Annotated in this window: 29 protein-coding genes, 7 tRNA genes and 1 pseudogene; 29 read left to right on the forward strand and 8 right to left on the reverse strand. The window is 45.9% G+C overall.

Features of this window, described 5'->3' with window-relative positions:
• Nucleotides 1-44 precede the first annotated feature (44 nt).
• The gene (locus MHB78_RS03335) at nucleotides 45-1,214 is read left to right on the forward strand and encodes an acyl-CoA dehydrogenase family protein (RefSeq protein ID WP_046132220.1); all 1,170 of its coding nucleotides are present in this window, start codon (nucleotides 45-47) and stop codon (nucleotides 1,212-1,214) included.
• Between the two features lie 28 nt (nucleotides 1,215-1,242).
• Here MHB78_RS03335 and fbpB read toward each other — a convergent pair whose 3' ends face one another.
• The 3 genes from fbpB to MHB78_RS03350 all read right to left on the reverse strand — a co-directional run bounded on the left by fbpB (nucleotide 1,243) and on the right by MHB78_RS03350 (nucleotide 2,266).
• The gene (gene fbpB, locus MHB78_RS03340) at nucleotides 1,243-1,398 is read right to left on the reverse strand and encodes a Fur-regulated basic protein FbpB (RefSeq protein ID WP_046132208.1); all 156 of its coding nucleotides are present in this window, start codon (nucleotides 1,396-1,398) and stop codon (nucleotides 1,243-1,245) included.
• Nucleotides 1,379-1,540 carry a Fur-regulated basic protein FbpA gene (locus MHB78_RS03345; RefSeq protein ID WP_046132207.1) on the reverse strand — a complete coding sequence of 54 codons (162 nt, stop codon included), beginning with the start codon at nucleotides 1,538-1,540 and terminating at the stop codon, nucleotides 1,379-1,381. Before MHB78_RS03345 ends, fbpB begins: the two co-directional genes overlap by 20 nt.
• Before the next feature lie 405 nt (nucleotides 1,541-1,945).
• On the reverse strand, nucleotides 1,946-2,266 hold the full coding sequence (locus tag MHB78_RS03350; protein ID WP_046132206.1) for a thioredoxin family protein: 321 nt from the start codon (nucleotides 2,264-2,266) through the stop codon (nucleotides 1,946-1,948).
• Between the two features lie 149 nt (nucleotides 2,267-2,415).
• Between MHB78_RS03350 and MHB78_RS03355 the strand changes: the two genes are divergently transcribed.
• From MHB78_RS03355 to MHB78_RS03380, 6 genes and pseudogenes are all read left to right on the forward strand, one after another.
• Nucleotides 2,416-3,501 carry a D-alanine--D-alanine ligase gene (locus MHB78_RS03355; RefSeq protein ID WP_046132205.1) on the forward strand — a complete coding sequence of 362 codons (1,086 nt, stop codon included), beginning with the start codon at nucleotides 2,416-2,418 and terminating at the stop codon, nucleotides 3,499-3,501.
• A 107-nt stretch (nucleotides 3,502-3,608) separates the two neighbouring features.
• A complete protein-coding gene (gene murF, locus MHB78_RS03360) occupies nucleotides 3,609-4,985 on the forward strand; it encodes a UDP-N-acetylmuramoyl-tripeptide--D-alanyl-D-alanine ligase (protein WP_046132204.1) in 1,377 nt (458 codons plus the stop codon).
• Nucleotides 4,986-5,037: 52 nt separating this feature from the next.
• A pseudogene (locus MHB78_RS03365) lies at nucleotides 5,038-5,749 on the forward strand (alpha/beta fold hydrolase).
• A 364-nt stretch (nucleotides 5,750-6,113) separates the two neighbouring features.
• Nucleotides 6,114-7,574, forward strand: a complete 1,461-nt coding sequence (locus tag MHB78_RS03370) for a DEAD/DEAH box helicase (RefSeq protein ID WP_046132203.1) — start codon at nucleotides 6,114-6,116, stop codon at nucleotides 7,572-7,574.
• A gap of 101 nt (nucleotides 7,575-7,675) precedes the next feature.
• On the forward strand, nucleotides 7,676-8,155 hold the full coding sequence (locus tag MHB78_RS03375; protein WP_046132219.1) for a PH domain-containing protein: 480 nt from the start codon (nucleotides 7,676-7,678) through the stop codon (nucleotides 8,153-8,155).
• Nucleotides 8,145-9,626 carry a PH domain-containing protein gene (locus MHB78_RS03380; RefSeq protein ID WP_046132202.1) on the forward strand — a complete coding sequence of 494 codons (1,482 nt, stop codon included), beginning with the start codon at nucleotides 8,145-8,147 and terminating at the stop codon, nucleotides 9,624-9,626. Before MHB78_RS03375 ends, MHB78_RS03380 begins: the two co-directional genes overlap by 11 nt.
• Here MHB78_RS03380 and MHB78_RS03385 read toward each other — a convergent pair.
• Nucleotides 9,623-10,222, reverse strand: coding sequence for a rhomboid family intramembrane serine protease (locus tag MHB78_RS03385; RefSeq protein ID WP_046132201.1), 600 nt, complete (start codon nucleotides 10,220-10,222; stop codon nucleotides 9,623-9,625). The genes MHB78_RS03380 and MHB78_RS03385 overlap by 4 nt on opposite strands.
• Nucleotides 10,223-10,503: 281 nt before the next feature.
• Between MHB78_RS03385 and MHB78_RS03390 the strand changes: the two genes are divergently transcribed.
• The 13 genes from MHB78_RS03390 (at nucleotide 10,504) to MHB78_RS03450 (ending at nucleotide 20,816) form a co-directional block, all read left to right on the forward strand.
• Nucleotides 10,504-11,520, forward strand: a complete 1,017-nt coding sequence (locus MHB78_RS03390; protein WP_099047092.1) for an outer membrane lipoprotein carrier protein LolA — start codon at nucleotides 10,504-10,506, stop codon at nucleotides 11,518-11,520.
• Nucleotides 11,521-11,713: 193 nt separating this feature from the next.
• On the forward strand, nucleotides 11,714-12,874 hold the full coding sequence (alr, locus tag MHB78_RS03395) for an alanine racemase (protein WP_046132199.1): 1,161 nt from the start codon (nucleotides 11,714-11,716) through the stop codon (nucleotides 12,872-12,874).
• Between the two features lie 108 nt (nucleotides 12,875-12,982).
• Nucleotides 12,983-13,264: a hypothetical protein gene (locus MHB78_RS03400; RefSeq protein ID WP_026585993.1), complete on the forward strand. Its 282-nt coding sequence runs from the start codon at nucleotides 12,983-12,985 to the stop codon at nucleotides 13,262-13,264.
• 4 nt (nucleotides 13,265-13,268) lie between these two features.
• Complete coding sequence (gene ndoA / locus MHB78_RS03405; RefSeq protein WP_003179128.1) at nucleotides 13,269-13,619, forward strand: type II toxin-antitoxin system endoribonuclease NdoA; 351 nt, start codon at nucleotides 13,269-13,271, stop codon at nucleotides 13,617-13,619.
• Nucleotides 13,620-13,737: 118 nt separating this feature from the next.
• On the forward strand, nucleotides 13,738-14,562 hold the full coding sequence (locus MHB78_RS03410; RefSeq protein ID WP_046132198.1) for an RsbT co-antagonist protein RsbRA: 825 nt from the start codon (nucleotides 13,738-13,740) through the stop codon (nucleotides 14,560-14,562).
• A 2-nt stretch (nucleotides 14,563-14,564) separates the two neighbouring features.
• Nucleotides 14,565-14,930: an STAS domain-containing protein gene (locus MHB78_RS03415; protein WP_046132197.1), complete on the forward strand. Its 366-nt coding sequence runs from the start codon at nucleotides 14,565-14,567 to the stop codon at nucleotides 14,928-14,930.
• A gap of 2 nt (nucleotides 14,931-14,932) precedes the next feature.
• Nucleotides 14,933-15,334, forward strand: a complete 402-nt coding sequence (locus MHB78_RS03420; protein WP_046132196.1) for an anti-sigma regulatory factor — start codon at nucleotides 14,933-14,935, stop codon at nucleotides 15,332-15,334.
• Between the two features lie 10 nt (nucleotides 15,335-15,344).
• Entirely contained in the window at nucleotides 15,345-16,352 is a 1,008-nt protein-coding gene (locus tag MHB78_RS03425; RefSeq protein ID WP_046132195.1) for a PP2C family protein-serine/threonine phosphatase, read from the forward strand.
• Nucleotides 16,353-16,410: 58 nt separating this feature from the next.
• Nucleotides 16,411-16,737: an anti-sigma factor antagonist gene (locus MHB78_RS03430; protein ID WP_046132194.1), complete on the forward strand. Its 327-nt coding sequence runs from the start codon at nucleotides 16,411-16,413 to the stop codon at nucleotides 16,735-16,737.
• Nucleotides 16,737-17,219, forward strand: coding sequence for an anti-sigma B factor RsbW (gene rsbW, locus MHB78_RS03435; RefSeq protein WP_046132193.1), 483 nt, complete (start codon nucleotides 16,737-16,739; stop codon nucleotides 17,217-17,219). The genes MHB78_RS03430 and rsbW overlap by 1 nt, the downstream gene beginning before the upstream one ends.
• Nucleotides 17,185-17,976 (forward strand): RNA polymerase sigma factor SigB, encoded by a 792-nt coding sequence (gene sigB, locus MHB78_RS03440; RefSeq protein ID WP_046132218.1) that lies wholly within the window; start codon nucleotides 17,185-17,187, stop codon nucleotides 17,974-17,976. The genes rsbW and sigB overlap by 35 nt, the downstream gene beginning before the upstream one ends.
• Nucleotides 17,973-18,572 (forward strand): PP2C family serine/threonine-protein phosphatase, encoded by a 600-nt coding sequence (locus MHB78_RS03445; protein WP_046132192.1) that lies wholly within the window; start codon nucleotides 17,973-17,975, stop codon nucleotides 18,570-18,572. The genes sigB and MHB78_RS03445 overlap by 4 nt, the downstream gene beginning before the upstream one ends.
• 81 nt (nucleotides 18,573-18,653) lie before the next feature.
• On the forward strand, nucleotides 18,654-20,816 hold the full coding sequence (locus MHB78_RS03450) for a Tex family protein (RefSeq protein WP_046132191.1): 2,163 nt from the start codon (nucleotides 18,654-18,656) through the stop codon (nucleotides 20,814-20,816).
• A gap of 10 nt (nucleotides 20,817-20,826) precedes the next feature.
• Here the strand turns inward: MHB78_RS03450 and cmpA are convergent, their stop codons facing one another.
• Nucleotides 20,827-20,937: a cortex morphogenetic protein CmpA gene (gene cmpA / locus MHB78_RS03455; RefSeq protein ID WP_006638790.1), complete on the reverse strand. Its 111-nt coding sequence runs from the start codon at nucleotides 20,935-20,937 to the stop codon at nucleotides 20,827-20,829.
• Between the two features lie 93 nt (nucleotides 20,938-21,030).
• Here cmpA and MHB78_RS03460 point away from each other — a divergent pair, with 93 nt between their 5' ends.
• The 9 genes from MHB78_RS03460 (at nucleotide 21,031) to MHB78_RS03500 (ending at nucleotide 22,892) form a co-directional block, all read left to right on the forward strand.
• Nucleotides 21,031-21,489 carry a SprT family protein gene (locus MHB78_RS03460; RefSeq protein ID WP_046132190.1) on the forward strand — a complete coding sequence of 153 codons (459 nt, stop codon included), beginning with the start codon at nucleotides 21,031-21,033 and terminating at the stop codon, nucleotides 21,487-21,489.
• A gap of 115 nt (nucleotides 21,490-21,604) precedes the next feature.
• A tRNA-Asn gene (locus MHB78_RS03465) sits at nucleotides 21,605-21,679 on the forward strand.
• 3 nt (nucleotides 21,680-21,682) lie between these two features.
• Nucleotides 21,683-21,773: transfer RNA gene (locus MHB78_RS03470), tRNA-Ser, on the forward strand.
• Nucleotides 21,774-21,802: 29 nt separating this feature from the next.
• Nucleotides 21,803-21,874, forward strand: a tRNA-Glu gene (locus MHB78_RS03475).
• A 14-nt stretch (nucleotides 21,875-21,888) separates the two neighbouring features.
• Nucleotides 21,889-21,963, forward strand: a tRNA-Gln gene (locus MHB78_RS03480).
• Between the two features lie 5 nt (nucleotides 21,964-21,968).
• A tRNA-Lys gene (locus tag MHB78_RS03485) sits at nucleotides 21,969-22,044 on the forward strand.
• A gap of 10 nt (nucleotides 22,045-22,054) precedes the next feature.
• Nucleotides 22,055-22,137 (forward strand) — tRNA-Leu (locus MHB78_RS03490).
• Between the two features lie 17 nt (nucleotides 22,138-22,154).
• Nucleotides 22,155-22,238: transfer RNA gene (locus tag MHB78_RS03495), tRNA-Leu, on the forward strand.
• Nucleotides 22,239-22,514: 276 nt separating this feature from the next.
• Nucleotides 22,515-22,892: a hypothetical protein gene (locus MHB78_RS03500; protein ID WP_046132189.1), complete on the forward strand. Its 378-nt coding sequence runs from the start codon at nucleotides 22,515-22,517 to the stop codon at nucleotides 22,890-22,892.
• Between the two features lie 46 nt (nucleotides 22,893-22,938).
• On the opposite strand, the gene MHB78_RS03505 is transcribed toward MHB78_RS03500, so the two are convergent.
• The 3 genes from MHB78_RS03505 to MHB78_RS03515 form a co-directional block, all read right to left on the reverse strand.
• Entirely contained in the window at nucleotides 22,939-23,106 is a 168-nt protein-coding gene (locus MHB78_RS03505; RefSeq protein WP_197672606.1) for a hypothetical protein, read from the reverse strand.
• 112 nt (nucleotides 23,107-23,218) lie between these two features.
• A complete protein-coding gene (locus MHB78_RS03510; protein WP_046132188.1) occupies nucleotides 23,219-23,467 on the reverse strand; it encodes a hypothetical protein in 249 nt (82 codons plus the stop codon).
• A 5-nt stretch (nucleotides 23,468-23,472) separates the two neighbouring features.
• Nucleotides 23,473-24,582 (reverse strand): Rap family tetratricopeptide repeat protein, encoded by a 1,110-nt coding sequence (locus MHB78_RS03515; protein WP_046132187.1) that lies wholly within the window; start codon nucleotides 24,580-24,582, stop codon nucleotides 23,473-23,475.
• Between the last annotated feature and the right edge of the window lie 260 nt (nucleotides 24,583-24,842).

Genomic DNA, 24,842 nt, shown 5'->3' on the forward strand with positions numbered 1-24,842 from the left:
ATCGGCTTTTCTCAAACTATAATCATATTAAATTGATCGGAATAATGTCAGGAGGTTGCCGTGTGTGCACACTATTTGTAAAAAACGAAAAACAGCAGGAATGGCTCAGTAAGATCGGAAAACTGGCTGATGAATTTGCGAAAACGGCCGCTTATTATGATGAACATGCTCTTTTTCCGGAAGACAATATTCGGCAATTGCGAGAATCCGGGTATACAGCGCTGACCGTTGCGAAAAACCTTGGCGGTGAAGGCATTTCGCTGTATGACATGCTTTTGTTTCAGGAAAGGCTGGCAAAGGGAGACGGACCGACCGCTCTCAGCATCGGCTGGCATTTGAGCGTCATGGGTGAATTGGCTGAAGGAAACAGCTGGGATCCAGAAGTGTTTAAGAAAGTGTCACAAGAAGCGCTGAAGGGAGCGCTGATCAACAGGGCGGCCAGCGAAGCGCAGACCGGCAGTCCGACGAGAGGCGGACGCCCGGGTACGAATGCCGCAAGACATGAGGGCGGCTGGATCGTAAACGGACGAAAAACCTTTACGACGATGTCCCCTGTTCTTGATTATTTTCTTGTCACCGCTTGGATCGAAGAAAAGCAGGCGATCGGCGTCTTTTTGATTCATAAGGACGCAGACGGCGTGTCAATTGAGGAAACGTGGGATATGATCGCGATGAGGGGAACGGGAAGCCACGATCTTGTGCTGAAAGATGTCCGCCTTGACGACTCAATGCTTGTGGAGCTTCAAACAGGGAAACGGACGGATAAAATCAACGGCTGGCTTTTGCATATACCGGCTGTCTATCTCGGAATCGCCCAAGCGGCGCGGGATTATGCCGTTGATTTTGCAAATGCCTACTCGCCAAACAGTTTGAAAGGGCCGATCAAAGACGTGCCGGCTGTTCAGCGGCATATCGGGGAAATCGATTTGGAGCTGATGAAAGCCCGCCATTTCTTGTACAATGTCGCCGGCATTTATGATGATCCAAAACGCCGCGGCCTTTTAGGCGGAGAGCTCGGGGCCGTCAAACACGCAGTCACAAATACAGCGATCGCTGTTGTCGACAAAGCGATGCGGGTCGTCGGAGCGAAAAGTCTTTCAGGAAACAATCCGCTTCAGCGGTATTACCGCGACGTCAGAGCCGGGCTTCACAACCCGCCGATGGATGACGCAACAATCGCCAAGCTTGCAGGAATTGCGTTTGGCGAAAACTAGAAAAGCCGGACAAACGTCCGGCTTAATGTTATGACCGCTTTTCTTTAGCAACGGAAAGCAGCCTGTTCTCATGCTTGCGGTCGATGCGGTCGTAAATCATATCCATTTCCTTCTCGCTTCGGGTGATTTCTTTTTTATATTCTTCGACAAGCTGATGATAGGTTTTAATCTTTCGTTTTGACATGGTAGTCCGCCTTTCTAAGCTTAATGGATTCGTATTCGCTTTCAAGCTCGTTCAAAGACAACTCGTAAAGATGGCGTTCTTCTTTTTTGTATATGCCAAGCTGAATGAACCGCTGTATCAGCTGCATTTTTCTTTCTTCCATTTGTGGGGGCACATATCTTCACCTCACACAGATTCTATTTGATATTGATAATCATTATCAATTAATGATATTATACAAAACCAGTTTGCGCCGTGTAAAGCGGCACCCTCTAAAGAATATTGAACAAAAAACCATAATATGAATTATTATCCAATTAAACACGCAAAAAAAGAAGCCGACAAGGGCTTCACACAACTAGAAAAAATAATTGCAAAATAGGAACAAAACACATTCTACCCGAATTTAATGATCGAATCAAGCACTTTTTTGACATCTAATGTTTCCCGGGAAATACTATTTGTCGAAACAAATACAGGTCCGGATCCGTCTTTTATATGATAGCAGTAAGGCATGGACTCAGAATTTGTCCATGCCAAAAGACATAAAAAGCAGCCATGAAACGAATTAACTTATATGTTCTGATAGAAATTCAGTCACTTCTTCAGGTGTTTTGGCATTGGCACTGTGAAGATGGCCGGTTTTTTCTCCGTTTTTGAAAATCAAAAGGCTTGGAATGCCCATAACCTGATATTGATCTGCAAGCTCCGGAAGGTCGTCTCTGTTCAGTTCATACCATTCGTTGTCCTTGTAGGCGTCAAGAATGTCCCCGATAAACATATTCATGCGGGTGCAGTCAGGGCACCAGTCTGCGTAAAATTTGACGATGATTTCTTTATCGGATTGGATGAGTTCATTAAATTGTGCTTCAGTAGTGATTTTTTTCAATTGCCATCTCTCCTTTTCAATGCCATTTTAATATAAAATGAGATGGAATTACATATAAATGCTTTTTTCAGGCTGCTCTAAAATCATTAGATCATTTTCCCGGGAAAGTGATAAGATAGTAAAGATGAATCCAGTGGGGGGAGTACGAATTGAAGACAAGATTAGGATTGGTATACGGCGGAAAATCTGCGGAGCATAACGTGTCCCTGCAAACTGCATTAGCCGTTACGAAAGCGTTAGATACAGAAAAGTTTGATATACATCCGATTTACATTACAGAAAAAGGCGAGTGGGTGAGAGGCCCTCAGCTGACAGAGCCCGTTTCAAATGTGAAAATGCTTCAATTTGAACAGGCGGGGCGGACATTTTCTCCGGCAGCGCTGAACCGCGACATGTTCCCTGGACAGTCAGGCACAGATGAAGAAGCGATTGACGTCGTATTTCCGCTTCTGCACGGGCCGAACGGAGAAGACGGCACGATTCAGGGCATGCTGGAATTATTAAACGTTCCTTATGTCGGAAACGGGGTTTTAGCTTCTTCCGCGGGAATGGATAAAGTCGTCATGAAGCACCTGTTTGCCCAAGCGGGTCTGGATCAGGCGAAATATGTGTCTTTTGTGAAAAAAACATGGAATGAAGCGAAAGAAGAAAGCTATGAAAAAGTGGAGGCGGAGCTTGGGTATCCGTGCTTTGTCAAGCCGGCAAACCTCGGTTCAAGCGTCGGAATCAGCAAGTGCCGGAACCGCGAAGAGCTCGATCATGCTTTTGAACTGGCTTTCCAATATGACCGCAAGATCGTCGTCGAAGAAGGCGTCATCGGCCGCGAAATCGAAATCGGCGTTCTTGGCAATGATGAACCGGCATGTTCGGTGGCGGGCGAAATCGCTCCGAAAAAGGACTTTTATGACTACAAAGCAAAATATGAAGACGGAGATACCGATTTGATTATTCCTGCTTCTTTATCAGAAGACGAATACGACACGATGAGCAGCATGGCGGTCAGGGCTTTTCAGGCGATTGACGGTTCAGGCCTTGTCAGGGCGGACTTTTTCTTGACGAATGAAGGAAAGATTCTGATCAATGAGGTCAACACAATGCCCGGATTTACGCCGTTTAGCATGTTTCCTCTTCTGTGGAAGGAGTCTGGAGTCGAATATCCCGACCTGATCGAAAAGCTCGTCGATTTAGCGATTGAGCGGCATAAAGAAAAACAGCAGATTAAATATACATTTTAACAACGCAGGCTGAAAAGCCGCGAGATTATCCCGGCGAGGGGCACAAGACACTATCTTTTTTGCGGATAGTGTCTCTTTTCCTTGCTGGAGAAAGAGAGGGAAAACATATGATAAAGAGAACGGTAAAAGAAATCGCCGAGATGGCGGGAGGCACACTTCTAGAAGAAGCGTTCGGCGAACGGCTGGTCAAAGGCGTGTCAACAGATTCCAGAGCACTAAAAAAAGAACAATTATTTATTCCGCTTGCAGGCGAGCGGTTCAACGGGCACGCTTTTGCAGAACAGGCTTTTCAGGCCGGCGTGTCTGCCGTTCTGTGGAATCGGAATGAGCCGAATCCGCCGGAAGGACGAGCGGTCATCATTGTCGATGACACGCTGGAAGCCCTGCAAAGACTCGCTAAGACTTACCGCGATCAGCTCGATGTTCAAGTGATCGGCGTGACCGGATCAAACGGGAAAACGACGACGAAGGACATGATCCACGCCGTTTTAAATACCGAATACAATGTGCACAAAACAGAAGGAAACTATAACAACCATATCGGCATGCCGCTTACGATTCTTGCGATGCCGGAAGATACCGACATCGCCGTGCTTGAAATGGGAATGAGCGCAAAAGGGGAAATCGATTTTCTCACCCGCCTTGCCCGTCCGGATATTGCCGTTATTACGAATATCGGCGAATCGCATCTGCTTGAACTCGGCTCAAGAGAAGGGATTGCCGAAGCGAAGCTCGAAATTGTCAACGGCCTTTCAAAAGACGGCACGCTCATTTATATCGGGGATGAACCTCTTCTGTCTGAAAAAATCGTTCATCCGCCATACCATACCAAAACGTTCGGAGAAGGTCCTGGCGCCGATTATCAGCTTGAGGACGCAAGGCAGACGGAAGAAGGCGCATCTTTCCGCGTCAAAGGGATCAGCACCGGATTTTTTATCCCTGTCCTCGGAAAGCATAATGTCAAGAATGCCTTGGCCGCCATTGCAGCGGGCGATCTATTAAACGTCAGCCGCGCAAACATCGCCGAGGGCCTGAAAACGCTGAAAGTAACGGGAATGAGGCTTGAGCTTGTGAAAACGCAGGACGGCCTTGCCGTGATCAACGATGCCTACAACGCGAGCCCGACGTCCATGAAGGCGGCGATCGAGCTCGTCGAACAGCTTGACGGATACGGCAAAAAACTGCTCGTTCTCGGCGACATGCTTGAGCTTGGGGAACATGAAAAAGCCTTTCACGAAGACATCGGGCAATCGATCGATCCGGATGTGATCGAGTATGTATTTGCATACGGAGAACTCGGTGAATATATTGCAAAAGGGGCGCTTCAACATTTTCCGGAAAACAGAGTCTTTCACTTCAGCCCCGGTGATAAAGACAGCCTGACACGGGAACTGAAAGAAAAAGCGAATGCCGGAGATGTCATCCTTGTGAAAGCATCAAGAGGAATGAAGCTCGAGGACGTTATCAAAGATTTGCAGGACTAAAAGCTTGATCGTTTTTTTACGGTATACCAAAAAAGAAAACGGGTGAAAGGTCATGATCGGGTGTTTATGCATTCATGGTTTTACGGGAGCTCCGTACGAAATCGAACCGCTTGCCGCGTATTTGAAGAAAACGTGCGATTGGAAGATCGAGATGATCACGCTTCCGGGGCACGGGGAAACGCCGGTTTTAAAGGGTCTGTTATCAGGAATGGATTGCCTGCGCGGAAGTCGAACTCGTCCGCCTTCTAAAAGAATGCGAAGTCGTATATGTCATCGGTTTTTCGATGGGCGGCATGATCGCTGCTTATTTGGCGGGAAAATACCCGGTCAGCCGCCTTGTCCTTTTAAGTGCGGCTGCCCAATATATCAGTCCCGGACAGCTGATTCAGGATTTGAAAAGCGTGATAAAAGATTCATTTCATGGCAGGCTGGAGGATAATCTGCTTTACAAAAGATACAAGCGGAAGCTGACAAGCACGCCGGTTTCCTCCGCTCTCCAATTCCGCAAGCTCGTCAAAGCCACGAAACCCGGTTTGAAAAAACTTCATATTCCCGTCCTCATCGTTCAAGGAGAACGCGATTCCATCGTGCCGTTATCAAGCGCCTATTATTTATACGAAACGATTCCCTCCAAAGAAAAAGAGCTTTGCCTGCTGCCTGATGTCAGCCACCATATCTGTCTTGAGGAAAACCCCGAATTTCTTTTTCGGACGGTCGAGGCGTTTCTGAAAAGAGAATCCGGAGATTCTGTAAATAAATCATGACATATTGGGAAAAATAAACATGCAGGGCTTGGATGATCAAGAAAAAAATAAACGCGCACTGTCGAAACCCTTTAAAGCCTGTGTTACAATGTGTAAAAGGCGGATGGAAAGACGGTCCGCGGCGGGAAACAGTAAATTTGCCGGATGCTACATATGATGCTGCATCACCGGCTTGATAAAAACGGGTCGAGGGGAGCGCATCCCTTATGTCCGCCTTATTGAAAAACACATATCGTAATGGTAATATAACATGTAAAGTAATTCGGGCTTTGTATAAGTATGAACCTGTCCTTTATATAAAGGGCAGTTTTTATTGATGAAACACGACATTACTGAAACAGTAAGCAGAAGGAGTTTGAATACATTGACTATAACGTTTCAAGATTTTCAATTAAGTTCAGATCTCACAAAAGCGATTAAACGCATGGGATTTGAAGAAGCAACACCGATTCAGGCGCAAACGATACCGCTTGGACTTGCAAATAAAGATGTCATCGGACAAGCACAAACGGGAACAGGAAAAACGGCTGCATTTGGCATTCCTCTTGTTGAGAAAATCAACCCCGAGTCTCCTAACATTCAAGCCATTGTTATCGCACCTACTCGTGAATTAGCCATTCAAGTTTCTGAAGAGCTATATAAAATCGGACAGGATAAACGCGCTCGAGTTCTTCCGATTTACGGAGGCCAGGATATCGGCCGCCAAATTCGCGCGCTCAAGAAAAATCCCCACATTATCGTCGGAACTCCAGGCCGTCTGATCGACCATATCAACCGCCGCACGATGCGTCTGCAAACGGTCAATACCGTTGTGCTTGATGAAGCGGACGAAATGCTGAACATGGGATTCATCGAAGATATCGAATCGATTCTTTCCAATGTACCGGAAGATCACCAGACATTGCTGTTTTCTGCAACGATGCCGGCGCCGATTAAGCGGATCGCCGAACGCTTTATGAACAATCCGGAGCATATTAAAGTAAAAGCGAAGGAAATGACGGTTTCAAACATTCAGCAATTCTATCTGGAAGTGCATGAACGCAAAAAATTTGATACGCTGACACGTCTTCTCGACATCCAGTCTCCTGAGCTTGCGATCGTCTTCGGCCGTACGAAGCGCCGCGTTGATGAGTTGACGGAAGCGCTGAACCTGCGCGGCTATACGGCTGAAGGAATTCACGGAGATTTGACACAGGCGAAGCGGATGGTAGCCCTCCGCAAATTCAAGCAAGGCGCAATCGAAGTGCTTGTCGCAACAGACGTTGCTGCCCGCGGTCTGGATATTTCCGGAGTTACGCACGTTTATAACTTTGATGTTCCCCAAGATCCTGAAAGCTACGTTCACCGTATCGGAAGAACGGGCCGCGCGGGCAAAACGGGAATGGCGATGACATTCATTACACCGCGTGAGAAGGATATGCTGCGTGCCATCGAACAAACGACAAAACGCAAAATGGACCGGATGAAACCGCCGACTCTTGACGAGGCTATCGAAGGACAGCAGCAGGTAACCGTTGACCGCATCCGGACGATCATGGAAGAAAACAACCTGAACTTCTATATGTCTGCAGCGGCTGAACTGCTGGAAGACCGTGATGCAGTAACGGTCGTAGCGGCTGCCATCAAAATGATGACAAAAGAGCCGGATGATACGCCTGTCCGTTTGACAGAAGAAGCGCCCCTCAGAACGAAGCGGCATAAAAGCCACCACCGTTCATCAAAGCGGAGAGACGGTGGCGGATACAGAGGAAAGAACAACCGTTCTTCCTATGATAAAAAGCGTTCTTCAAATGACAGACGCCAAAAAAAATCCTATAATTCATAATCAAAAGGCGAATCCTTTTTTACGGATTCGCCTTTTTTAAAAAATGAAACATTTTCGGCGGCGAAGTCGTAAATAGAACATAGGATTGGGGGAATCTAATGTTGAGAAGAGAGCCAAAAAATCAAATCAGCCGTAACGGCGTGAAGGTATGGAAAATCAGCGCCGGCATCACATCGTTTGTCCTGTTTCTGATTGCTGCCGGACTGTTTGCGGTAACCGTGATCTTTAAATGGCCGATTTGGATCGGGATAGCGGGGGCAGCCGTTTGGCTGGGGATTTCCGTCTTTATCATTTTTATCATACCGAACATCCGCCACCGGATCTGGCGCTATGAAGTTCACGAAAATGAAATCGATATCCAGCACGGCATCTTTGTCGTCACCCGTGTGATCGTTCCGATGGTCAGGGTGCAGCATGTCGATACATCACAGGGGCCGCTATTAAGGAAATACAATCTGGCATCTGTGCAGATTTCAACCGCCGCCACGACCCATTCAATCCCGGCCCTTGATGTGGAAGAAGCGGATCAGCTCAGAGATTTCATCTCGAGGCTCGCCAGGGTGACTGAAGATGATGTCTGAGCCGAAACGTCTGCATCCCGCGGCAATGATACTGAACTTCTTTGCAGGGCTGGTCGAAACAGTTAAAAACTATATCATTCCGTTCGGCGTCGCCTTCTTTTTGAATAAAAATCATACGGTGACGATCATAGCGTCCGCCGCAGTCGGCCTGATTTTCATTTTCCTTGTCGCAAGCAGCATTATCAAATGGAGAAAATTCACCTATCGGATTGAAGAGGATGAACTGCGGGTAGAGGAAGGCCTAATAACGAAGAAAAAAAGGTACATTCCGATCGAGCGCATTCAAACGGTCAACACAAGCGCCGGCATCATCCAGCAAATTTTCAGGCTTGTCAAACTCCAGGTCGAAACGGCCGGAGGCGGAAAAGAAGCTGAGGTCATCCTTTCGGCCATTTCCCAGACTGAAGCGGAAAACATCAAGCAGGCACTCTTTGAGAGAAAGCAGGAAATCAATGCTGTTGAAGGCGAGCCGGCTGATCTTGAGGAAGAAAGCGCCGGGAAGGCTGATGAAAAAGAGCCTGTGGACATGACATACGAAATGAGCGGAAAGGAGCTCTTGGCCGCTGCTTCCACTTCAAGCGGAATAGGCGTTATTATTTCGGGGATATTTGCCATCTATACCCAGCTTGATGAGATTGTCAACCTGAACTGGCTGTATGACAAATTTTCCTTTCTAAATAAAGCCGGAGCGACTGTCATCGCCTTTGTCATCTTTGTGGCCCTTTTCATCGCATGGCTGCTCAGCGTCATCGGGATGATGCTGAAGTACACCGATTTTAAGGTTGTCCGCAAAAACAACGAAATCGTCATTTCCAGGGGGCTGATTGAAAAGCACCAAATGACGATCCCGCTCCATCGAATCCAGGCTGTGAAAATAAAAGAAAGCCTGATCAGGCAGCCGCTCGGCTTCGTCTCCGTCACGATCGTAAGCGCGGGCGGAACGGTTTCTGAAGAGGACAAGTCGACGGTTTTATTTCCGATCGCAAGCAAGAAAACGTTAAGGAAACGGCTCGAACAATTCGTCCCCGAATATGTTCCTGAAGAAGGGCTGAACCGTCTGCCGAAACGCGCTTTAAGACGCTATATGTTCCGCGCTTCCTGGCCGCTGTTGGCCGTGGTCCCGCTCTCGGTTTTTTTGCCGCCGTGGGGGTATTTGTCCATTTTGCTCATTCTGTTTTTCTGGGTTATCGGGTATTTGTCATATCGCGATGCCGGCTGGAAAATAAGCGGCGAAAAGCTGATCATGTCTTCCAGGTTCATCGGCAGGACGACAGCGGTCGTACAGCGAAGGCGCATGCAGGTTTACGAGGTGAGCCGTTCGTATTTTCAGCGCAGGAAAAAGCTTGCAAGCATCCATACGGTCACAAAATCCAACGTGCTGCATGAGAAGTTTTCCGTAAAGGATGCAGATGAGAAAGATTTGGAAGCCATTTTTGAATGGTATTCCTATGAAAAAAGAGTGAACGGCTAAAAACCGTCACTCTTTTTTTTGAGAAGCGGCGGAGAAAGCGCCAAGCCGCCCAAAAGTCCGAAAATATGCGCCATGATGTTGATATTGTAGTTGATGAATGTCATCAAAACCGAAATCGCGAGAATGGTAACGATAATCTGTGAATTCGCCCTGTCCATGAGCCCTTTTCGAAACAGGACGATGTACAAATATACCCCGAACAGGCCGAAGATCGCCCCGGAAGCCCCGACATGCGTATACTCCGGCGGTTCGATGAAGTACGTGCCGATGTTCCCGATTACGCCAGAGCCGATATAGACGGCGAGAAACCGAAGCGTCCCCATCATCCGCTCAAGCGCGGGGGCAAACAAAAAGAGCGATATCGAATTAAAGAGAAGGTGGGAAAACCCGGCATGAATAAAGATCGGCGTGACAAGCCGCCACCACTCCCCTTCGGCGATTCCCCAGTTAAAACCTATCGTCAAATCGGACCACATCTGCACGGTCGGAAGCGGGATTAAAAAAAGAACCCATATGACAAGCTGGAGGGCCAATATCGCGGTTGTAACCGGATAGAGCCTGATAAACGTCTGGAAATCTTCCGTTCTGATAAACATGCTTTCGTCAAAAGCCCCTTTACAATGATCTCGTACATATATAGTAACACGTTTATGAGAGCATCTTGTGAAATAGTACGCGGCAAAAATGAATCAAAAGGTTGTCATGCTAGTCTGCATATTGTTCCCGCCTCCCTCATATATTGGGTAGTGCAATAAGGGAGACAAGTCGTTGCAGGCTTTTATGGTACGCATGCCGATTCAGCCGGCCCCTGTTCTAAGCGTACCGTTAAAGTCGAACAAGCGGTTTCTTCCTTTTTACATCAATGATTAAAAAGGGGTTGAAAAAGGTGAGAAAAAGCTTTGTTTTGCTTTTAACGGGGCTGCTTGTCGTCTTAATGCTTTCTGCCTGCGGCCAAAAATCGCAAGAAGATGTTGTCAGGGGGCTCGACAATAAGGCAAAAGAATACACGTCCTATAAAGCAAAAGCAAAAATGACGATTCAAACGGGAAATGAGCCGCAAGAGTACAACGTGGAAATCTGGCACAAAAAGCCTTCCTTTTACAGGGTTTATTTAGAGAACCCTAAAAAAGACCAGAGCCAGGTGATTTTGCGCAATGAAAACGGCGTATTTGTTCTGACACCGTCCCTGAATAAAAGCTTCCGTTTTCACAGCGATTGGCCCAACAACAGCAGCCAGGTGTATTTGTTTGAATCGCTTGTGAAAGACATTAAAGGCGATGGAGAAGCATCCTTTAAAGCGAAGGATTCAAAGTATATTTTCGAAACGAAAACAAACTATCAGCATAACCAGATGCTGCCGATGCAGGAAATCGTCTTTCATAAAAAAAATATGGCCCCTCAATCTGTAAAGGTGATGGATACGGACCGGAAAGCCATGGTCAAGGTTGAGTTTGAAAGCTTTGAATTTGATAAGCCTTTAGACAAAAGCTCGTTCGACGAAAAGAAAAACATGACGCTGTCGCAAATCGATGTAGCGACAAGCACTGAACCGTCTGACACGTTTGCGGTCAAGACGCCGCTCGATGTCCCTCAAGGCGTGAAAAAGCTTGAAGAAAAAGAAATGGCCACCGACGACGGCAAAAGAATCGTCATCACATACGGCGGCGAAAAATCGTTTACGCTGATTCAGGAAAAAGCCCGCGTCGCCAAAACGGCAACATCGGTCTCCATGAACGGCGAGCCGGTCGACCTCGGCTTTACGGTCGGCGCGCTCTCGGAAAAATCACTGTCCTGGACATATGATGGAGTCGATTATTACATCTCATCTGACGATCTTTCCCAGGATGAGCTCCTGATGGTCGCAAAGAGCATGCAGGGCCAATCCTCAAAATAGCCCTGTCATTTCAAACAGCCTGTTCTCCGATATACGGGGAACGGGCTGTTTTTATTTTACCTTAAAATGGATATAATTCCAGAAACTTTTGCCCGGCTTGCCTCGTCTAAAACAAGGCAGCATTTCCCTTTTTGCTGCATTTTTAGTATCATGGGGAAAGACTTAGTCGAAACAAGGAACAGGAAGTGTCAGTATGAGCTTAAAACCATTCTATCGAAAGACATGGGCAGAAATCGACTTAACAGCCTTAAAGGAAAATGTACGGAATATGAAGCGTCATATCGGCGGGGATGTTGACCTGATGGCGGTCGTCAAAGCGAATGCCTACGGGCATGGGGACGCCCAGGTGGCGAAGGCGGCCCTTGCAGAAGGTGCATCAATTCTCGCCGTGGCCTTTTTGGATGAAGCGATTTCGTTAAGGGAACAAGGGATAGACGCACCGATTCTCGTGCTCGGAGCGGTGCCGCCGGAATATGCCGGCATTGCCGCAAAACGGCGCATTACCGTCACCGGCTATTCGGTCAGCTGGCTGAAAGAAGTGCTTCGTTTGATCGGTGACATCGGCGAACCGCTCGATTTTCACTTGAAAATCGACACAGGCATGGGACGGCTCGGCTGCAGAAATGAAGATGAAATAAAAGAAATGATGGATATGACTGAATCGTCCAGCAAGGTGAACTGCTGCGGCGTCTTCACCCATTTCGCCACAGCGGACGAAAAGGATACGGATTATTTCAACATGCAGCTTGACCGCTTTAAGGAACTGATCAAACCGCTTCCGCTCGACCGGCTGATGGTGCATTCGTCAAACAGCGCCGCCGGCATGCGGTTTAAGAAGCAGCTCTTTAACGCGGTTCGTTTCGGCGTCAGCATGTACGGCATGTCGCCGTCATCCGAGATTAAAGACGAGCTTCCGTTTCCGTTGAAGGAAGTGTTTTCGCTTCATACAGAGCTCGTTCATGTGAAAAAAATCGCCAAAGGCGAGAGCGTCAGCTACGGTGCGACGTATACGGCCGAACATGATGAGTGGATCGGGACCGTCCCTGTCGGCTATGCGGACGGCTGGCTCCGCCGCCTTGCCGGAAGCGAAGTGCTGATCGACGGAAAAAGGCAGGAAATCGCCGGCAGAATCTGCATGGATCAGTTTATGATCTCCCTTCAAGAAGAATATCCGGTCGGCACAAAAGTAACCTTAATCGGAAAGCAGAAAGACGAAACGATTTCAGTCGACGAAATCGCCCAAAAACTGCAAACGATTAATTATGAAATTACCTGCATGATAAGTTCAAGGGTCCCCCGTATGTTTTTGGAAAATGGGAGTATAATGGAAATAAGGAATCCGATTTTACCGTAAATAAACGATAAGCTGAAAAACAGCTTTGCTTGCGGAAAGATTAATGATATGATTATGTTTGGAATGGATAAAATGTTGTATCCGTAAGTTTCGTGGAGGTGTATGTTTTTGTCTGAATCCAGCGCTACAACTGAAATTATGATTCGCTTGCCAGAAGCTTTAGTATCAGAACTGGATGGTGTCGTCATGCAAGATAACGGGAGCCGAAATGAACTGATTTATCAAGCCACAAAAATGTATTTACGTGAACGCAAAAATCGACAAATTCGGGAATCGATGAGACGCGGTTATATGGAGATGGCAAAAATCAATTTAAACATCTCCTCAGAGGCACAATTTGCAGAGTATGAGGCTGAAAACACAGTAGAGCGCTTAGTAAGCGGAGGATAATCATTTGATTGTTAAACGCGGCGATGTTTATTTTGCTGATCTATCTCCTGTTGTTGGCTCAGAACAAGGCGGGGTGCGCCCGGTTTTAGTGATTCAAAACAACATCGGCAATCGCTTCAGCCCAACTGCTATTGTTGCAGCCATAACAGCCCAAATACAGAAAGCAAAATTACCTACCCACGTCGAAATTGATGCGAAACGCTATGGTTTTGAAAGAGATTCCGTTATATTGCTCGAACAAATCCGGACGATTGATAAGCAAAGATTAACGGACAAAATCACCCATCTCGATGATGAAATGATGGAAAAGGTTAACGAAGCCTTACAAATCAGTTTGGCACTAATCGATTTTTAAATATGGAACAAAGTTGCTCATGAGGATAGAGCAACTTTTTTTGTGTTCAAAATTGACAAACGATATAATGAAAATGTTAGTCCAAAAATTGTTACTGTATGTACTTGGGGGGATAAACGTGTCGAATGAATTAGTATTATCGTATATTTCAGAGCATCAAAATGAGCTTGCCGAAAGCTTTGCGGTCATTTTGAGAGACCTGAACGGCAAATTATCGAACGCGAAGCTCACCGGACAGATGTATCATGAAATTAGCAACGAATATATTCAAATTTTAATGAATGGTTTGAAAGCTGAAGATGAGAATGTCGACAATATTTATCAGTTTTCTTCCAAAGCGGTACAAATCGGCGTTCCTTTAAAGCTTCTTTCTTCAGGTTTATCAGCGTTTTGGAAGCAGCTCTACTACGCCATGAACAAGGATCGTCCCGAAGATCAGCAGTGTTATGATCTCATATGGGAAATTGACAAATTTATTGATCCGATCAACAGCGAGATTTTAAATCAGTATGCGATTTCTTGGGAAAAAACCGTCGCCATGCAAAAGGTTGCGCTTCAGGAGCTTTCCGCGCCGCTGATCCCGGTTTTTGAAAACATTACGGTGATGCCTCTCGTCGGAACGATCGATACCGAGCGCGCCAAAAAGATTATGGAAAACCTGTTAAACGGCGTCGTCAAACATCGTTCTGAAGTGGTGTTAATCGATATTACGGGAGTCCCTGTCGTCGATACGATGGTTGCACACCACATCATACAGGCATCAGAAGCCGTCAGACTGGTGGGCGCAAAATGCCTGCTTGTAGGGATCCGCCCGGAAATCGCGCAGACGATTGTGAATTTAGGCATTGATTTAACTCAGGTTATTACGAAAAATACCCTGCAAAAAGGAATTCAAACCGCGTTGGAAATGACAGACCGAAAAATCGTTTCATTGGAGGAATAACGTTGAGAGTGCCTAAAATTCCGATTTTGAAACTTTACAATTGTTTACTGGTATCCATTCAGGTAGAGCTCGATGACCAGACCGCTCTCAATTTTCAAGAGGATTTGCTCAATAAAATTTATGAAACCGGATCGAACGGAGTGGTGATCGATCTGACCTCTGTGGATATCATCGATTCATTTATCGCCAAAGTACTCGGCGATGTCATTACAATGTCAAAATTAATGGGGGCAAAAGTCGTCCTGACTGGCATACAGCCGGCCGTTGCCGTGACATTGATTGAACTCGGCATTTCATTGGACGAGATCGAGACAGCCCTCGATCTCGAAAAAGGGCTCGAGAGATTGCAGCGGGAATTGGGGGAATAGGTATGAAAGACCAGTCCTGTGTAAAGATTTTGACAGAATGGGATATTGTGGCTGCCAGACAGCTCGGGCGAAATGTCGCGAAACAACTGGGATTCGGCACAGTCGATCAGGCCAGAATCACGACGGCCATTTCAGAGCTGGCCCGGAATATCTATTTATATGCCGGGAAAGGCCAAATCTGTATCGAAGAGGTCGATGAAAGGGGTAAAAAAGGGTTGAAAATCACTGCCAAGGATGAAGGTCCGGGAATAGCCGACATCCGCAAAGTGATGGAAGACGGTTTTTCAACCTCAGGCGGTCTCGGAGCCGGCCTGCCTGGTGTAAGGCGTCTGATGGATCAATTCGAATTGAGCTCAGACGCTGACAAGGGAACGGATATACAAGCCGTTAAGTGGCTTCGATAGGAGGGAAGGAATGGATTTCAGGGAAGTGATCGAGCAGCGCTATCGTCAGCTGCTTAGCCGTTATATATCTGAATTAACCGAGACGTCCCTTTATCAAGGGCAGAAATTCAGCAGAAAAACGATCGAGCATCAAGTGCCGCCGGAGGAGATTATCAGCATACACCGAAAAGTTCTGTCTGAACTATATCCGGACCTTCCGGATGATGTATTCCATTCGCTCGACTTCTTAATTGAAGTAATGATTGGTTACGGCTTGGCCTATCAAGAACATCAGACACTGCGGGGCATTCAGCAGGAAATCAAATCGGAAATCGAAATTGCCGCCAATGTGCAGCAGACGCTCCTTGAAACTACGATACCGAAAGACGAAGCGCTTGACATCGGGGCGATCAGCGTTCCGGCGAAGCAAATGAGCGGCGATTATTATCACTTCGTCCGTGATAAGGAATCCATCAATATCGCGATTGCGGATGTGATCGGAAAAGGGATACCGGCCGCCTTATGCATGTCGATGATCAAGTATGCGATGGACTCTTTGCCGGATTCTGGAACAAACCCTTCACAAGTTCTGAAAAGCCTGAACCGGGTTGTCGAACAAAACGTGGACCCGAGCATGTTTATTACGATGTTCTACGGAAACTACCACTTGAAAAAACATCTGTTTACATTCGCATCGGCCGGTCATGAGCCGGGCTTTTATTATAACGGCAAAGAAGACAAATTCCACGATCTAAAAGGAAAAGGGCTCGTTCTCGGCATTTCATCGGATTATGAATATGAACAATACGAGCAATGGCTGGACATCGGGGATATGATTATTCTGTTTTCTGATGGAGTGACAGAATGCAGAACAGATGCCGGATTTTTGGAACGGTCAGACCTCCAAAACCTCATCTCCGTACATATGGAAGAGCCCGCACAGCAAATGGCTGAGAATATTTACGAAAGCCTGCTAAAGCTGCAGGACTTTCAGCTCCATGACGATTTCACCTTCATTGTTTTAAAAAGAAAGGTTTAGCCCCTTTCTTAGCCGGGTAATAAAGCAATAGCGATTAATGAGAACCAGAGGTGATATTGTGAATTTGGCAGTCGATACGAAAAAAAATGACCGTGTGATAGAGGTAAAAGTAGCTGGAGAAATAGATGTACACTCTGCCCCTGCACTGCGCGAACAGCTGATGCCGCTCGCTGAAGAGGGAAGGGATCTCAAAGTGTGCCTGCAGGATGTTTCGTATATGGACAGCACGGGACTGGGTGTATTTGTAGCGGTATATAAAACGGTAAACAAAACGGGAGGCTCTTTATTGCTTGAAAATCTGTCCGACCGTTTGATCCGTCTGTTCGACATTACAGGTTTAAAGGACATTATCGATATTTCTGGAAAGTCAGAGGGTGGATTATAATGCAGAGAGCAGCTGATTACATTGAAATGAAGTCACCTGCCAAACCGGAATATGTGGGAATCATCCGTTTAACCCTGTCGGGAATCGCAAGCAAGATGGGGTATTCATATGATGATATTGAAGATTTGAAAATCGCCGTCAGCGAAGCCTGCACGAACGCCGTCCAGCATGCCTATAAAGCGGATAAAACCGGAGAGGTATCCGTCAGGTTCGGCGTGTTTAGTGACCGCCTCGAAATCGTAGTCGCAGATCAGGGCGACAGTTTTGACATACAGGATAAACAGAAGGGGCTTGGACCGTATTCCCCGGAGCACACGGTAGATCAATTGTCAGAAGGAGGGCTCGGCTTATATTTAATGGAGACGCTGATGGATGAAGTGAATGTGCAGATTGACTCAGGCGTGACTGTATCAATGACAAAGTTCTTAAACAGGGAGCGAGTTGATGATGGCACAACCGTCCAAAACTACGAAACTAACTAAAGATGAAGTGGACCGTCTGATTAAAGATTATCAGGACAACGGGGATGAAAAAGCCCAGCTTGCCCTTGTCGAGTCATACAGCAGCCTGGTCGAAACGCTGGCCAAAAAATATTCGAAAGGCAAAAGCTTTCATGAAGATCTCTGCCAGGTCGGAATGCTCGGGCTGCTCGGAGCCATCAAGCGCTATGATCCCGATGTGGGAAAATCGTTTGAAGCCTTCGCCATTCCGACCATTATCGGGGAAATCAAGCGGTTTCTCCGCGATAAAACGTGGAGCGTCCATGTGCCGAGAAGGATCAAGGAATTGGGGCCTAGGATTAAAATGGCCGTCGATCAATTAACAGCGGAAAACCAGCGTTCTCCGAGGGTCGACGAGATCGCTTCCTTTCTTGACGTGTCAGAAGAGGAAGTGCTTGAAACGATGGAAATGGGCAAAAGCTATCAGGCGCTGTCCGTAGACCACAGCATTGAAGCTGATGCAGACGGCAGCACGGTGACAATCCTCGATATTGTCGGCTCCAAGGAAGAAGGCTATGAGAAGGTGAACCAGAAGTTGACGCTCGAAAGCGTCCTGCACGTCCTGTCAGACCGCGAAAAACAGATCATTGAGCTGACATACATCCAAAACAAAAGCCAAAAAGAAACCGGTGACATTTTGGGAATATCGCAGATGCACGTATCAAGACTGCAGCGGAAAGCCGTTAAACGGCTGAGGGAGGCCTTGGCGGAAGATCCGTATATGGAGATCAGGCAATGATCTGGACCGAATCGAATGAACATATTCAAGCGCTCGTTTATCAGCTTCCCAAAGAAGGAAAAACGGTTTGCGGAGACAGCTTTTATTTCAATGCGACGGACGGCGGCATGATATGCGCACTGGCCGACGGACTCGGCAGCGGCCAAATGGCCCGCGAATCCTCTTCAGCGATCAGCGATATTGTCAAAGCGTACAGCGATGAAGACGTTGCAAGCTTGATGGAACGCTGCAATCAGGCGCTCAAGCAAAAGCGGGGGGCGACCGTCTCGATTTTAAAAGCGGATTTTAAAACGAGAACCATCGTCTACAGCTCTGTCGGCAATATCCGCTTTATTTTGTACGCTCCTTCAGACAAATATATTTACCCTCTTCCCGTTACGGGGTACTTATCAGGAAAACCGCAAACATATAAAACATACACATATCCGTATGAAAAAGGCTCACGGTTTATCATTCATTCAGACGGACTTTCCGTTCCGTCTCTGCGCACCTATCTGAAAAACCACTTCACGCCTGAAGACATCTCAAATCAGATTGAGGCGTATACAAAACTCGGAAATGACGATTTAACCTATATCATCGGACAGCTTTTCTAGCTGAAAAGCTGTCCGTTTGGTATAGGTGTTTTTTAAAATCTTTTGGTACACTAAGAAGACAATACTCTTATGGAGGCTACAATGGATACTTTAGCGTTAATCGTCAAACAAATCGCAAAAGAAACCGGGCTGACGTCCAAACATATCGGCAATGTCATTCAATTATTGGAGGACGGTAACACCGTTCCTTTTATCGCGAGATACCGCAAGGAACAAACGGGTTCCATGGATGAAGTGCAAATTCAAACGATTTCCGGGCGCTGGGGATATATTCAGCATCTGAATCAGCGGAAGGAAGAAGTGATCCGCCTGATTGACGAGCAGGACAAGCTGACGGATGAATTAAAGCTCAAAATCGAGAAGGCGGCAAAGCTGCAAGAGGTCGAAGACTTATACCGCCCTTATAAACAAAAAAGAAAAACGAAGGCAACTGTCGCCAAAAGCAAAGGGCTTGAACCGCTCGCTGATTTCATCATCTCTCTTCCAGAGAACAAAGACATTTCGGCAGAAGCAGAGCGATACATAAACGAGGAAAAAGAGGTGTTCAGCGCGGAAGAAGCGCTTGAAGGATCGAAAAACATTCTCGCCGAACGCATCTCCGACGAACCGGAATTCAGAAGATGGATCCGCCAGGAGACCTTTAAAAAAGGAACCTTGAAATCAGAAGTCAAAGATGCGGAAGCAGACGAAAAGAAAATTTACGAAATGTACTACGAATATGAAGAGCCGATCCAGAAAATCGTTCCCCATCGCGTGCTCGCCGTCAACAGAGGCGAAAAAGAGGGGATATTAAAGGTAGCGATCGAACCGCCGGCCGACCGCATTCAAGCTTATTTGGAAAAACAAATCCTCAAACAGAAGCAAACGACGGCGAAAGACGTGATAAAGGATGCGATCGAAGACGGATACAAGCGTCTGATCCAGCCGTCGATCGAAAGGGACATCAGAAAAGAGCTGACAGAGAAAGCGGAAGATCAGGCGATTCACATTTTTGCCGAGAATCTGCGCAAGCTGCTGCTTCAGCCGCCGATGAAAGGCAAGCTCGTCCTCGGCGTCGATCCGGCATTCCGTACAGGATGCAAGCTGGCGGTCGTCGATGAGACGGGGAAGGTCCTGAAAATCGACGTCATTTATCCGCACCCCCCGGTCAACAAGAAGGCGGCAGCCGCCGAAAAAGTGAAAAGCATCATCGAAGCATTCGGCATTGAAGTCATCGCCATCGGAAACGGCACAGCTTCACGGGAAACGGAGCAGTTTATCGCCGATCTTTTGAAAGATATCGACAGACAGGTATACTATCTAATCGTCAACGAAGCCGGGGCAAGCGTTTATTCCGCCTCAGAACTGGCGAGAGAGGAATTTCCGGATCTGCAGGTTGAAGAACGCAGCGCTGTTTCAATCGCGCGCAGGCTTCAAGACCCGCTGGCCGAGCTTGTCAAAATCGATCCGAAATCGGTCGGCGTCGGCCAGTATCAGCACGATGTCAGCCAGAAAAAATTAAACGACTCCCTCAGCTTTGTCGTCGAAACCGTCGTCAACAAGGTCGGCGTCAACGTCAACACGGCGTCTGCGGCGCTTTTGCAATATGTAGCTGGACTGACCAAATCGGTCGCGGGCAATATCGTCAAAAAACGGGAGGAAATCGGAAAATTCACAAGCCGGAAAGAATTAAAAGACATCCCGCGGCTCGGCGCGAAAACGTATGAGCAGTGCATCGGCTTTTTAAGGGTGCCTGACGGCGAAGAAGCGCTCGACCGCACCGGCATCCATCCGGAAAGCTACAAAGAAACGAGAGAGCTTTTGAAAAAGCTGAACCTGTCAACAGACCAGATCGGGTCTGCCGAGCTCCGGACCAAACTAAAAGAACTGAATATATCGCAAACCGCCAAAGAGTTAGCGATCGGCGACATCACGCTGAAAGACATCTGCGACCAGCTGACAAGGCCTGAGCGCGATCCGAGGGATGAAGTGCCAAAGCCTCTCCTGAAAACCGACGTGCTCAAGCTGGAGGATTTAAAAGAAGGCATGGAACTCCAGGGAACGGTCCGCAATGTCGTGGACTTCGGCGCCTTCGTCGACATCGGCGTCAAACAAGACGGGCTCGTGCACATTTCAAAGCTCAGCAGCTCTTTCGTCAAGCATCCCCTTGACGTCGTATCGGTCGGCGACATTGTCACGGTTTGGGTGGAGCATGCAGATGCGGCAAAAGGAAGGGTGTCATTATCGATGGTAAAAGAAAAATAGCACTGCTCCTTTAGCAGTGTTTTTTTCTGTAAAAATACCAGCATTGATTCAGCAATTTAATCTGATAATGATCTTTTTCATAAAAGGCTTTTTGCATCTGGTTTTTGAGCCAATTCGGCATTGACAATCCCTCCTAAAGGCTCTGATGATATTAGCTTATGCGGGCGGGATTTTGTCCCGTTCGATATTTTTAAAAATGAGGTGAAGACAAAGAGTGGACGATCATCAAGTACAGCAGCTGACCGAACAGATTTCCATGACGTATTTTAAAAAGCCATTCCGGCACCGGGCCTACTTCAACAGCCGCCTGAAAACGACAGGAGGCAGATATTTGCTCAACTCCCACGATATCGAGCTGAACAAAAAATATTTGGCAGAGCACGGCCAAAAAGAGCTTGAAGGCATCATCAAGCACGAGCTGTGCCATTACCACCTTCACCTTGAAGGAAAAGGCTACAGGCACCGCGACAAAGATTTCAGAGCGCTCTTAAAGGAAGTCGGCGCTCCGAGATTTTGCACGCCGCTGAGCGCGAAAAAACAAACGAGAAACGTGCGCACATACATGTGCACATCGTGCGGCCAAACCTTTTTAAGAAAGCGTTCCATGGACACAAACCGATATGTTTGCGGCAAATGCGGAGGAAAAATAAAAGAAATGATAAAAAAGGGTTGACTGATCAGGCTTGTATATGATAAATTATAAAAGCCGTCGCAAGACAGGCAGTGAAACAAAATGTTTTTCTTGACACAATTTGTCGTCATATTTATAATAAAATGAGTCTGGTCATTCCACAGTAGCTCAGTGGTAGAGCTATCGGCTGTTAACCGATCGGTCGCAGGTTCGAATCCTGCCTGTGGAGCCATATGGAGAAGTACTCAAGTGGCTGAAGAGGCGCCCCTGCTAAGGGTGTAGGTCGCGTAAGCGGCGCGAGGGTTCAAATCCCTCCTTCTCCGCCATTGAAGAATATGACGCTGAATACACATATGGCCCGTTGGTCAAGTGGTTAAGACACCGCCCTTTCACGGCGGTAACACGGGTTCGAATCCCGTACGGGTCATTTCTCATATCTGTTGGGCTATAGCCAAGCGGTAAGGCAACGGACTTTGACTCCGTCATTCGTTGGTTCGAATCCAGCTAGCCCAGCCATATATGAGCCATTAGCTCAGTTGGTAGAGCATCTGACTTTTAATCAGAGGGTCGAAGGTTCGAGTCCTTCATGGCTCACCATGTCACATAAGCGGGTGTGGCGGAATTGGCAGACGCGCTAGACTTAGGATCTAGTGTCTTTACGGCGTGGGGGTTCGAGTCCCTTCACCCGCACTTTACAACTTCATCATGCGGTCGTGGCGGAATGGCAGACGCGCTAGGTTGAGGGCCTAGTGGGTGAATAACCCGTGGAGGTTCAAGTCCTCTCGGCCGCATCCTAATAATACCAAGGGTTAACCACCTTTGGTATTATTTTTTTATGCAGAAAATGCGGCTATGGGAGAAAGCTTGCTCTATGCTGGCTATTCGGAATTTAATGCGGTTATTTACTAATCTGTATATGTTATGCTTTAATGGTAAGTGGTGAAAATATTACCCATAGCTGCCATTTGACTGCATATTCTTTCATTAAACAATAAAAAACGGTGATGAAAATTGAAAATAGGCAGGGTACCCGTTTTTAGGTACATTTATGAAAAAGGAGCATAACGATGTTAAAAAGGTTTTCTCTTGTTTTTCTTACACTGATTATGTCTATATTTGTTGTACTGGCGGCTGCGAAAAATTCCTTTGGAGATCATGCCGTTTCATTTGATGAGCCTATTATCTTAATGATATCGATTGGAATAGTTGTATTTCTATTCATCCCTCCATTAGCCATGTCCTTTTTTGGCAACTTGGTTGTAAGAATCATATCCGGAGTATATCAATGTTTTATAGTTTTAACTTTTATGGTGCTAATTCCAATTGGATTTCTAATTCCCAATGGCTTTTTGACGATTCTTGTTTCTATTGCAGGAACTTTAATCAGTATAACAAGTGTTGCAGTAACCTTATTAATTGGCGGAAATAAAGAAGTTAAACAATAATAATATAGTTGATTTTATTGAACTGCCCCTGTCAAGTTGACAGTAATCATAAAACAAGGTGAGAAGGTTTATCCCTAATTTCGAGGAAAAAGGCCTTCCATTGATCAGTGACACCAACATGATGGTGATAAAATGCTTTTGATATTGTTTGCTCGTTTATCAGAAAAGCAACAGCCTTAAATGCTTTTCTTGGCTCCACCATTTTATTTTTCATTCTTTATCATCTTTTGCTCGATATTCAGCTTCAGTTTTTTATACAACATTTAAAAGCAGGCATATGCCTGCTTTTTTAAGTGATTGCTTTTCAGATGTTTGAAAGTCGTTTATTACGATGTAATCATTCTTCCGGATGTTTGAAAATCGTTTATTGACGATGTAATCATTCTTCCGGATGTTTGAAAATCGTTTATTGACGATGTAATCATTCTTCCGGAGGTTTGAAATTCATTGATCGATGATGTAATCATTCTTCCGGCGATTTGGTAAGAGTCGGAGGGGGTAGCAAATTTAGCCGAAATCGCTGTTGATGCGGCCAAAGAGAATAAAGCAATACCGAGTAGAATTTTGTTTTTCATAAAAATCAACTCCCCTTTTTATTCATATGCATTGCCTGAATCGTTTTTCGGTAAAATTGGACTGATTCGTCAAGTTTACCAATTTTATTATAATATTCTGCCGCGTCGAAAGCCAATTCCTCAACATCTGCATACAGGCCTTTATCTTCAAGATATTTGAATTCCTCCTCTGCAGAATCATGATCAAGATAGATTTTTCTCAATATGTTAAGCTGGGCTTCATGGGATTTGTCATTGACAGACCTGGCTTGTTCAATACCTTGTTCATAAAGGTTTAGGGCCTCTGTATAATTTTCTTGTTTTAAACAGACATACATGAGCTGAAATAAAGCTTTAGGGATATATCGGGAATTTTCTTTTTTAAATATTGATAAAGACTTTAATATATGTTCATATGATTCAGAAAATTGTTTCAAATAAAAATAACAGTTCCCCAAATTAAAATAAGCCGACGCTAACAAGTGGTTACTATCCGTTTTCTTTGCTTCAAGTAAAGCGGATTGCAAGGTTGTTAAGGCGTCTTTATATTTCATGGCATCAACTTGATTTCCGGCTATCACGAAGTAACAATATATTTCTTTTTCTATCAAGGTCTCATGAGCTTTGAATGTATCGAGCGCCATTGTGGCATAATTCATGGATATGTAGTTTTGTCTAAGGTGATAATAAATTTCCGATAGCTTATAATAAAACTCGGCTTTTTCTTCTTCGCTGTCAACTGATGCCAATTTTTTTTCGGCGATTTTGTAACAGGTTATGGCCGTATTGAAATTGTGCTGCTTAAATTCGTACATCCCTTTAAAAAACCAATAGTAGTAGTGGATCATTTCATCAACTTGTGTGTTTTGCATGTCCTCTTTCTTGGTTTCAATACTCGATAATGAATCAGAGATGTCTATTGCGTCGTTTGGCTTCATGTCTTTTAACATGAGATTGTGACGGAAATCAATTAAAGAGTAATACAACAATACTGTTTGATTTTCTTCCATTTCTTCAAGCTCTTGTTGAATTTCGGCTTTAATAAATTCTGCATCTGTGACTTGGTTTCGGCGTATCATCGAATACCAATCATTGATTTTTATAGCAACATTCTCTGATGGAATTTTTTGCTTCATGATGCAAACCCCTTTCATAATCAAGACGTTCTCTGTATCCATTTATTGCATATGTTAACACATTTCCTCAGTTTCGAGAATAAAAAAGAAAAGTTTTCGGTGTGCCGCAATAGAAGGTTTTGATAGAATGGCTGGTTGGGATTCACGTGCCAATAATTCAAGTCTCTCGGCGCATCATTGCAATACCAGGGATTTACAATCCCTTGGTATTTTTTATTTTGCTTTCATATTTTTTTACTCATTTAAACGTTCTCTTTAAA

This window comes from Bacillus sp. FSL K6-0138 (genome assembly GCF_037982765.1).
Lineage (GTDB): Bacteria > Bacillota > Bacilli > Bacillales > Bacillaceae > Bacillus > Bacillus glycinifermentans.